At 69.8% G+C, this 10,341-nt stretch carries 9 protein-coding genes; all 9 read left to right on the top strand.

Features of this window, described 5'->3' with window-relative positions:
- Positions 1-20 precede the first annotated feature (20 nt).
- The 9 genes from ACPEEZ_RS10025 (at position 21) to serA (ending at position 10,082) form a co-directional block, all read left to right on the top strand.
- Entirely contained in the window at positions 21-875 is an 855-nt protein-coding gene (locus ACPEEZ_RS10025) for a hypothetical protein (protein ID WP_423918239.1), read from the top strand.
- A 49-nt stretch (positions 876-924) separates the two neighbouring features.
- On the top strand, positions 925-2,655 hold the full coding sequence (gene ilvD, locus ACPEEZ_RS10020) for a dihydroxy-acid dehydratase (RefSeq protein ID WP_423918236.1): 1,731 nt from the start codon (positions 925-927) through the stop codon (positions 2,653-2,655).
- A gap of 99 nt (positions 2,656-2,754) precedes the next feature.
- Positions 2,755-4,638 carry an acetolactate synthase large subunit gene (locus ACPEEZ_RS10015; protein WP_423918233.1) on the top strand — a complete coding sequence of 628 codons (1,884 nt, stop codon included), beginning with the start codon at positions 2,755-2,757 and terminating at the stop codon, positions 4,636-4,638.
- Positions 4,635-5,141 carry an acetolactate synthase small subunit gene (gene ilvN, locus ACPEEZ_RS10010; RefSeq protein WP_423918230.1) on the top strand — a complete coding sequence of 169 codons (507 nt, stop codon included), beginning with the start codon at positions 4,635-4,637 and terminating at the stop codon, positions 5,139-5,141. The genes ACPEEZ_RS10015 and ilvN overlap by 4 nt, the downstream gene beginning before the upstream one ends.
- 70 nt (positions 5,142-5,211) lie before the next feature.
- Positions 5,212-6,237, top strand: coding sequence for a ketol-acid reductoisomerase (gene ilvC, locus ACPEEZ_RS10005; RefSeq protein ID WP_423918227.1), 1,026 nt, complete (start codon positions 5,212-5,214; stop codon positions 6,235-6,237).
- A 103-nt stretch (positions 6,238-6,340) separates the two neighbouring features.
- Complete coding sequence (locus ACPEEZ_RS10000; RefSeq protein WP_423918224.1) at positions 6,341-7,480, top strand: mannitol-1-phosphate 5-dehydrogenase; 1,140 nt, start codon at positions 6,341-6,343, stop codon at positions 7,478-7,480.
- Positions 7,477-7,962: a hypothetical protein gene (locus tag ACPEEZ_RS09995; RefSeq protein WP_423918222.1), complete on the top strand. Its 486-nt coding sequence runs from the start codon at positions 7,477-7,479 to the stop codon at positions 7,960-7,962. The genes ACPEEZ_RS10000 and ACPEEZ_RS09995 overlap by 4 nt, the downstream gene beginning before the upstream one ends.
- A complete protein-coding gene (locus ACPEEZ_RS09990; RefSeq protein ID WP_423918219.1) occupies positions 7,959-8,378 on the top strand; it encodes a hypothetical protein in 420 nt (139 codons plus the stop codon). The genes ACPEEZ_RS09995 and ACPEEZ_RS09990 overlap by 4 nt, the downstream gene beginning before the upstream one ends.
- 114 nt (positions 8,379-8,492) lie before the next feature.
- On the top strand, positions 8,493-10,082 hold the full coding sequence (gene serA, locus ACPEEZ_RS09985) for a phosphoglycerate dehydrogenase (protein ID WP_423918217.1): 1,590 nt from the start codon (positions 8,493-8,495) through the stop codon (positions 10,080-10,082).
- Positions 10,083-10,341 lie beyond the last annotated feature (259 nt).

Raw genomic sequence — 10,341 nt, 5'->3', positions numbered from 1 at the left:
CCGCGGCCTACCATGTCGCCATGACCGGCCCGGTCGTGAGCGCCACCGAGGCCCGGGAGCTGCTGAGGCGGTTCGCGGCGGACCCCCGTGCCCTCGCCCGGCTCCGCGAGACCAGTTCGTGTCGAGGTGACCCGCTCGATCTCCTCCGCTGGCTGGCGGAACCGGGTCTCGTGACGCCGTCGGGCGGCCCCGACCCCCGCCGCGAGCTGGACGGTCTGCGGACCGCCGCCTTCGACCGGCCCCGCGCGGGAGTCGTCGACCCGCGGGAGGCACGGCGCCTGCTCCGCTGCCGTGCCGAGGCGTGGGCGCACGAGCTCGCCGCGCTGGGGGAGGCGCTCGACGTCGCGTCGCGCAGGGAGTCACGTCGTCGGGCGAGCCGCCGCCGGGCCGAGGTGACCGCCTCGACGGCGCTGGTCGTCGTCCTGCTCGTGACCGGCGCCTCCTGGTGGTCCGCCTCCCGGTGGGCGGCGACGCACGCGACCGGCTCGACGGCGTCGCCGGTCGCGGCGCTCGCCTCCGACCCGCTGCGTCGCCCCGTCGACGACGACCCGGAGCGGCTGACGGAGACCTTCTTCCGGTTGCCGCAGACGGCCTCGGACCTGCCGCCGGTCGAGACGGTCGGCATCGAGACGTCGAGTCTGCGCCGGACCTTCCCGGTGTCGGACGTCAACGTCTGGGTCGGGCGGGGCGACGACGGCGGGTTCTGCCTCGTCACCGTCGCACACGGCGGCTGGGGTCAGGCCTGTCAGCCGGCGTCGAGTGCCGTGGCCCGCGGGGTCCACCTCGAGACGCATTACGCGGACGGCACCGGCGCGCGCGCCTCCTGGAACATCCGGGACGGTCTGCTGCAGCTCACGGTGACCCCCGTCGGATGACCGCCCCTCCGTGGACGAACGGCGGGGCCGAACGCCCTAAACTCGACCCATGCCAGAGAAGGACAGCGCCGCGAAGGACGCCGACACCAGCAGCATCGACATCAAGCCCCGGAGTCGCGACGTCACCGACGGCGTCGAGGCCACCACCTCGCGGGGCATGCTCCGCGCCGTCGGCATGGGTGACGCCGACTGGGACAAGCCGCAGATCGGCATCGCGTCCAGCTGGAACGAGATCACGCCGTGCAACCTGTCGCTCGACCGGCTCGCGCAGGGGGCGAAGGAGGGCGTGCACGCCGGTGGCGGCTATCCGCTCCAGTTCGGCACGATCTCCGTCAGCGACGGCATCGCCATGGGTCACGAGGGCATGCACTTCTCGCTCGTCTCGCGCGAGGTCATCGCCGACAGCGTCGAGACCGTCATGATGGCCGAGCGCCTCGACGGCTCCGTGCTGCTGGCCGGCTGCGACAAGTCGCTGCCCGGCATGCTGATGGCCGCGGCGCGTCTCGACCTCTCGAGCGTCTTCCTCTACGCGGGCAGTGTCGCCCCCGGCTGGGTCAAGCTGAGCGACGGCACCGAGAAGAACGTCACGATCATCGACTCGTTCGAGGCGGTCGGCGCCTACAAGGCGGGCACGATCAGCGACGAGGACCTCAAGGCGATCGAGTGCGCCATCGTCCCGGGCGAGGGCGCCTGCGGCGGCATGTACACGGCCAACACGATGGCGAGCGTCGCCGAGGCACTCGGCATGAGCCTGCCCGGCTCGGCCGCCCCGCCCTCGGCCGACCGTCGCCGTGACTACTTCGCCCACCGCTCGGGCGAGGCCGTCGTCAACATGCTGCGCCTCGGCATCACGGCACGCGACATCATGACCAAGAAGGCGTTCGAGAACGCGATCGCGGTCGCCATGGCGTTCGGCGGCTCGACCAACGTGGTGCTGCACCTGCTCGCCATCGCCTACGAGGCCGAGGTCGACCTCACGATCGACGACTTCAACCGCATCGGCGACAAGGTGCCGCACATCGGCGACCTGAAGCCGTTCGGCAAGTACGTCATGAACGACGTCGACCGCATGGGTGGCGTGCCCGTCGTCATGAAGGCCCTGCTCGATGCGGGGCTGCTGCACGGCGACTGCCTGACGGTCACCGGCAAGACCGTCGCCGAGAACCTCGCCGACATCAAGCCCAAGCCGCTCGACGGCGAGGTGCTGCGCACGCTCGACAATCCCATCCACGCGACGGGCGGCCTGACCGTGCTGAGCGGCTCGCTCGCCCCCGAGGGCGCCGTCGTGAAGACGGCCGGTTTCGACGCCGACATCTTCGAGGGCCCGGCTCGGGTCTTCGAGCGCGAGCGTGCGGCGATGGACGCCCTCACGGAGGGACGGATCGCCAAGGGCGACGTCGTCGTCATCCGCTACGAGGGCCCCAAGGGCGGCCCCGGCATGCGCGAGATGCTCGCCATCACGGCCGCCATCAAGGGCGCAGGGCTCGGAAAAGATGTACTACTGTTGACGGACGGACGATTCTCAGGCGGCACAACCGGCCTGTGCATCGGCCACGTAGCACCCGAAGCGGTGGACTCCGGTCCCATCGCCTTCGTGCGCGATGGTGATCTGATTCGGGTCGATATCGCGGCTCGCTCGATCGACCTACTCGTCGACCCGGCTGAGCTGGACGCTCGCCGTGACGGCTGGGCTCCCCTTCCCCCGCGCTACACGCGGGGTGTCCTCGCCAAGTACGCCCGCCAGGTCCGCTCCGCGGCCGAAGGCGCCGTCACGTACTGATCCTCGCGCCCGCCCGGGTCGCCGACGACGCGATCGTCGGCCCACCGGGCGGTCGCGTCTCACCATCGCCCCACCACATCGAAGAGGGAACCGGCACTGATGCCTCCAGAGTCCACACCCCTGCCGACGGCCACGCCGTCCCCGGCCCGACCGGCTGCCTCCGCGGCCCCGTCCGGCCCCGAGATCCTGACGGGCTCGGGTGCCATCCTCAAGAGCCTCGAGAAGCTCGGCGTCACCGATGTCTTCGGCCTGCCGGGCGGTGCCATCATCCCGTTCTACGACGAGCTGATGGGGTCCGAGGCCATCCGTCACATCCTCGTGCGCCACGAGCAGGGCGCGGGCCACGCAGCCGAGGGCTACGCGGCCGCCTCCGGTCGGGTCGGTGTCGCCATCGCGACCTCGGGTCCCGGTGCGACGAACCTCGTCACCGCCATCGCCGACGCGTACATGGACTCGGTCCCGATGCTCGCGATCACCGGTCAGGTGTTCTCGACGCTGATGGGGACGGACGCGTTCCAGGAGGCCGACATCGTCGGCATCACGATGCCCATCACGAAGCATTCCTTCCTCGTGACGAAGCCGGAGGACATCCCGGCCACCCTCGCCGCGGCGTACCAGATCGCCAGCACGGGTCGTCCGGGCCCGGTGCTCGTCGACGTCACGAAGGACGCCCAGCAGAACTCGGCTCCGTTCGTCTGGCCGCCGCAGGTCGACCTGCCCGGCTACCGTCCCGTCACGAAGGCGCACGGCAAGCAGATCCTGGCCGCCGCGCAGCTCATCGCCGCCGCGAAGAAGCCCGTCTTCTACGTGGGTGGCGGCGTCATCCGTGCCGAGGCGTCGAGCGAGCTGCTCGCCCTCGCCGAGGCGACCGGCGCTCCGGTGGTCACGACCCTGATGGCCCGCGGTGCCTTCCCCGACTCGCACCACCAGCACCTCGGCATGCCCGGCATGCACGGCACGGTGCCGGCCGTGCTCGGCCTCCAGGAGAGCGATCTCATCGTCGCGCTCGGCGCCCGCTTCGACGACCGCGTCACCGGCAAGGCCGACCTCTTCGCGCCCGACGCGAAGGTGGTCCATGTCGACATCGACCCCGCCGAGATCTCGAAGATCCGCATCGCCGACGTCCCGATCGTCGGCGACGCCAAGATCGTCATCGCCGACCTCACCGCGGCCTACACCGACCTGATCGCGGGCGAGAAGCCCGATCTGACCGAGTGGTGGAGCCGTCTGACGGCCCTCCGTGAGCAGTTCCCGCTGGGCTACACCGAGCCCGACGACGGGCTGCTGTCGCCGCAGAAGGTCATCCAGCGCATCGGCCAGCTGAGCGGCCCCGAGGCCATCTACGCCTCGGGAGTCGGCCAGCACCAGATGTGGGCCGCGCAGTTCATCGAGTACGAGCGGCCGCACGCCTGGCTGAACTCCGGAGGCGCGGGCACGATGGGCTACTCCGTCCCCGCCGCGATGGGCGCGAAGGTCGCCCAGCCCGAGCGCGTCGTCTGGGCGATCGACGGCGACGGCTGCTTCCAGATGACCAATCAGGAGCTCGCGACCTGCGTCATCAACGACATCCCGATCAAGGTCGCGATCATCAACAACTCGTCGCTCGGCATGGTGCGCCAGTGGCAGACGCTGTTCTACGACGGTCGTCACTCGTTCACCGACCTGAACACGGGTCACGAGACGCGCATGGTGCCCGACTTCGTGAAGCTGGCCGACGCCTACGGTGCGCTCGGCATCCGGGTCACCCGCGAGGACGAGATCGACGCCGCCATCGAGCTGGCCCTGGCCACGAACGACCGACCCGTCGTCATCGACTTCGTCGTCAGCCGTGACGCCATGGTGTGGCCGATGGTGCCGCAGGGGGTCTCGAACTCCGAGATCCAGCACGTCCGCGCACTCGCGCCCGAATGGGACGACGAGGCGCCGGGCAGCAGCGCATCCGACACCACCCGCGACGGCGACATGACGGGAGAACACGCATGAGCCACGTCCTGTCCCTGCTGGTCGAAGACAAACCGGGTCTGCTGACCCGTGTCGCCGGCCTCTTCGCCCGCCGCGGCTTCAACATCGAGAGCCTCGCCGTCGGCAAGAGCGAGATCGAGGGCCTCAGCCGCATCACGGTCGTCGTCGACGTCGAAGAACTGCCGCTCGAGCAGGTCACGAAGCAGCTCAACAAGCTGATCAACGTGATCAAGATCGTCGAACTCGACTACTCCCAGTCGGTCCAGCGCGAACACCTGCTCATCAAGGTCCGGGTCGACAACACGACGCGGTCCCAGGTGCTCGAGGCCGTCACGCTGTTCCGTGCCTCCGTCGTCGACGTCTCGACCGACGCCCTCGTCATCGAGGTCACGGGCGACACGGGCAAGACCAACGCCCTGCTCCGCGTCCTCGAGCCCTACGGCATCAAGGAGATCTCGCAGTCGGGGCTGCTCGCCATCGGGCGCGGCGCCAAGTCCATCACCGACCGCGTCTTCAAGAACTGAACCCTCGAGGGGCGCCACACCGCGCCTCCTCGTCCGACCTCATCCGTCACCATCCAAGGAGAGCACCACTGTGACTGAAATCGTCTACGACAACGACGCCGACCTGTCGATCATCCAGGGCAAGAAGGTGGCCGTCATCGGCTACGGCTCGCAGGGCCACGCCCACGCACTCAACCTGCGCGACTCGGGCGTCGAGGTCGTCGTCGGTCTGCAGGAGGGGTCGAAGAGCCGCGCCAAGGCCGAGGAGGCCGGCTTCACGGTGCTCGTGCCGTCGGAGGCGACCGCCTGGGCCGACGTCATCGTCATCCTCGCGCCCGACCAGGTGCAGCGTCACCTCTACAAGGACGACGTCGAGCCCAACCTGTCCGAGGGCAAGGCCCTCGTGTTCGGCCACGGCTTCAACATCCGCTTCGGCTACATCGAGGCTCCCGCCGGCGTCGACGTCGTGCTCGTCGCCCCCAAGGGCCCGGGTCACACCGTTCGCCGCGAGTACGAGGCCGGCCGCGGCGTCCCCGTCATCGTCGCCGTCGAGGTCGACGCGTCGGGCTCGGCCTGGGATCTGGCCTGGTCGTACTCCAAGGGCATCGGCGGCCTGCGTGCCGGCGGCATCAAGACCACGTTCACCGAAGAGACCGAGACCGACCTGTTCGGCGAGCAGGCCGTCCTCTGCGGTGGCACGTCGCAGCTGATCCAGTACGGCTTCGAGACGCTCACCGAGGCCGGCTACCAGCCGCAGATCGCCTACTTCGAGGTGCTGCACGAGCTCAAGCTGATCGTCGACCTGATCTGGGAGGGCGGCCTCGCCAAGCAGCGTTGGTCCGTCTCCGACACGGCCGAGTACGGCGACTACGTCTCGGGCCCCCGCGTGATCGACCCCTCGGTCAAGGACAACATGAAGGCCGTGCTGGCCGACATCCAGTCGGGTGCGTTCGCCAAGCGGTTCATCGAGGACCAGGACGCCGGAGCCCCCGAGTTCAAGGCCCTGCGCAAGAAGGGCGAGGAGCACCCCATCGAGGCCACCGGCCAGGAGCTCCGCGCGCTGTTCGCCTGGAAGCAGCAGGACAGCGACTACGTGGACGGCAGCGCTGCGCGCTGACGCTCGAGTCACCGGAAGACCCCGTTCGCCTCGCGAGCGGGGTCTTCTCGCGTCCGCACCCCGGCGTTCGGGCGCGGCGGGCGCGCATGGCATGATCTATGGCATGGCGTTGAGCAAGAAGGCAGTGCACTTCGGTGCGGGGAACATCGGTCGAGGCTTCGTGGCGCAGTTCCTGCACGCGAGCGGGTACGAGGTGGTGTTCGCCGACGTGAACGACGAACTCATCGGTCTGCTCCAGCAGCAGCCGTCGTTCGAGGTGCACGAGGTCGGCGAAGACAGCCGCACCTCCGTCGTCGACGGCTACCGGGCCATCAACAGCCGCTCCGACGAGGAGGCGCTGGTCGCCGAGATCGCGACCGCCGACATCGTGACGACGGCCGTCGGCGCCCGCATCCTCCCGTTCGTCGCCCCCGTCATCGCCCAGGGCCTCGCGGCCCGTTCGGCCGACCTCGCGCCGCTGGCCGTCATCGCGTGCGAGAACGCCATCAACGCGACCGACTCGCTCGCCGAGGCCGTCCGATCGCACCACCCCGCCGACAACGCCGTCTTCGCCAACTGTGCGATCGACCGCATCGTGCCCGAGCAGGCCACCGGCACGCTCGACGTGACGATCGAGTCCTTCTTCGAGTGGGTCGTCGAGAGCAAGCCGTTCGGCGATCACCGTCCCGAGATCCAGGGCGTCACCTGGGTCGACGACCTCGAGCCCTTCATCGAGCGGAAGCTCTTCACCGTCAACACGGCGCACGCCGCGGCGGCCTATCACGGCTTCGCCCGCGGGCTCGGCAGCATCCGCGAGGCGCTGTCCGACCCGGAGGTCATGACCGAGGTGCGCGGCACCCTCGCCGAGACCAAGGCGCTGCTCGTCGCGAAACACGGCCTCGACCCCGAGGTGCAGCAGCAGTACATCGAGAAGAACCTCGTCCGCATCTCGAACCCGCACCTCCCCGACACGACCGAGCGAGTCGGACGCAACCCGCTGCGCAAGCTCAGCCGCCACGAGCGCTTCGTCGGCCCGGCCACCCAGCTCGCCGAGCGCGGCCTCGAGGCCGACGCCCTGGTGCGGGCCGTGCGTGCCGCCCTCGACTTCGAGGTCACGGACGACGTCGAGAGCGTCGAGCTGCAGGCGCTGCTCCGTTCGGGGCTGCCCGCCGGCGAGCTCGTCGTCACCCTGACCGGCGTCGACGCGGAGCACCCGCTCTTCGCCGCGCTGGAGGCAGCGGTCGCATCCAAACTGTCCGTATGACGACGGGCCCCTGGGCGACGGGCGACGAGCCCGTCGGAGACGAGACCGTCGGCGACGAGCACGAGCACGAGCACGAGCACGAGCACGCGGACGAGGCGCTGACCTGGGGCGACGAGCGCGACGCCAGTCACGTGGAGGGCCCCGATGTCGTGTCGGCCCCCGTCGTCGCGACCTCGGACGATGCCGACGGGACGATGAGTTCGGCCGCCCTCGTCGGTCACGGCGTCTTCGGGGGAGTGGCCCTCCTGAGCACGGCGGGCTGGATCGCGGCCTGGAGCGGCTTCGCGTACACGTTCGCGACGCTGTTCGGCACGATCATGTGGCGCCTGGGCCTGCTGCTCGCGGTCGCCGCTCCGTTCATCTGGTTCCTGACCGTCATGGCGCTCGTGCCGCGGCACCGGACGGCGAGACGACTCCTCCTCATGACCGGGGGAGCACTCCTGTTGGCCCCGTGGCCGCTCCTGATCGGAGGCGGGGCGTGAGCGCCGAGCAGGGGCGTCCGGTCGACGGCCGGGCGACGGACGACCCGGCCGACGCCGGCGTGACGGGTGCGCGGGGCGCGCACCGTGCCTCCTGGGTCCTCTCCGTGATCGTCGCGGTCGCCTTCGCCCTGTTCTTCGCCTACGACCTCTTCGAGGCGATCAGCAACCTGATCGAGGTGCCGAAGGCGTTCACCGCCAACAACGAGTTCTACCGGCAGAACGGTCTCGACGGTCTCGTGGTCACGCCGCCGTGGGCACTCCTCGTGGCGAACGTCGCGCTGCCACCGGTCGCGTTCGGCGCGGCCGTGCTGCTCGGGCGGAAGCGCGTGCTCTGGCAGTTCGCGCTGATGCTGCTCGCCGCCCTCGCCGTGGTCGCGTCACTGACGTTGACGCTCACGGCCTCGGTCCGGGGCTGAGCGCCGGGCGTCACATGACCGACGCGGGCGTGACGAGTCGCTAGAGTGGCCGGAGCCGCGCCCACGGCGCGTCGCGGCGTTCCCCGCCTCCTCCCGCAAAGGATTGACTGTCACGTGGCCAAGCCCGTCGTACTGATCGCTGAAGAACTCTCACCCGCAACGGTCGAGGCCCTGGGGCCCGACTTCGACATCCGATCGGTCGACGGCACCGACCGATCCGCCCTGTTGTCGGCCCTCGCCGATGCCGAGGCGATCCTGGTGCGCTCCGCGACGCAGGTCGACGCCGAGGCCATCGCGGCCGCGCCGCGTCTGCGCGTCGTCGCCCGGGCCGGCGTCGGTCTCGACAACGTCGACATCAAGGCGGCGACCACGGCCGGCGTCATGGTCGTCAACGCACCGACGTCGAACATCATCTCGGCCGCCGAGCTGACCGTCGGGCACATCCTGAGCCTGGCCCGTCACATCCCGGCCGCCCATGCGGCCCTCGCGCAGGGGCAATGGAAGCGCTCGAAGTACACCGGTGTCGAGCTGTACGAGAAGACCGTCGGCATCGTCGGCCTCGGCCGGATCGGTGCGCTGATCACGGCACGCCTGCAGGCGTTCGGCGTGGACGTCGTGGCCTACGACCCCTACGTGACGCCGGCGCGTGCGCAGCAGCTCGGGGTGACCCTGCTCTCGCTCGACGACCTGCTGGCCCGCGCCGACTTCGTCACGATCCACATGCCGAAGACGCCCGAGACGACCGGCATGATCGGCCTGGCCGAGATGAAGAAGATGAAGAAGACGGCGTTCGTCGTCAACGTCGCCCGCGGCGGCCTCATCGACGAGGACGGCCTGTACGAGGCGCTCACCACCGGCGAGATCGCCGGCGCCGGCCTCGACGTGTTCGTCAAGGAGCCCCCGGTCGATCAGCGTCTGCTCGGCCTCGAGAACGTCGTCGTCACGCCGCACCTCGGCGCCTCGACGGACGAGGCCCAGGAGAAGGCCGGCGTCTCCGTCGCGCGCAGCGTGCGCCTCGCGCTCGGCGGCGAGCTCGTCCCCGACGCGGTCAACGTCGCCGGCGGTGTCATCGACCCTTACGTGCGTCCCGGCATCCCGCTGCTCGAGAAGATCGGCCAGGTCTTCGCCGGTCTCGCCGACAGCCCGCTGACGAGCGTCGACGTCGAGGTCCGCGGAGACCTCGTGGAGTACGACGTCAGCGTGCTCAAGCTCGCGGCGCTCAAGGGCATCTTCACGAACATCGTCAGCGAGTCGGTCAGCTACGTCAACGCGCCCCTCCTCGCCGAGCAGCGCGGCATGACCGTGCGACTGCTGACCGACCCCACGAGCGAGGAGTACCGCAACGTCCTGACGATCCGCGGCTCGCTCAGCGACGGCTCGCAGATCTCGGTCTCGGGCACCCTGACGGGCACCAAGCAGGTCGAGAAGATCGTCGAGATCAACGGGTACGACGTCGAGGTGCCGATCGCGTCGCACCACCTCGTCATGCTCTACACCGACCGACCGGGCATCGTCGCGGTCTACGGCAAGCAGTTCGGCGACGCCGGCATCAACATCGCCGGCATGCAGATCGCGCGTCGCAGCGCGGGCGGCCAGGCGCTGAGCGTGCTGACCATCGACAGCCCCGCCCCGGACAGCCTGCTCGAGGACGTCCGGGTCGCCATCGAGGCCGACATGCTTCGCGAGATCGACGTCACGCTCTAGCGGCGCATCGCGTCGCCCGGCTCGCAGGGGCCGGCCCGGACCCTCGCGATGCCGCGAGACCCCCTCCTGTGGGAGAGGGTCTCGCGGCATCGCGAGGGTCTCGTCGTGTCTGGCCCCCATTCGTGGGCGATCACGACAAATGCCTCGGCTTGATCACGCTTTCGCAACCGGTTGCTGCAACCGGTTGCGTCAACCCACGGGAGGGCGTTACAGTCCAGCGATCAGGCAACGAAGCCTGTGGTCTCAACGAGGAGAAACC

The organism is Frigoribacterium sp. 2-23 (genome assembly GCF_049601585.1).
Lineage (GTDB): Bacteria > Actinomycetota > Actinomycetes > Actinomycetales > Microbacteriaceae > Frigoribacterium.
This window is presented reverse-complemented; position numbering and strand designations above follow the sequence as displayed.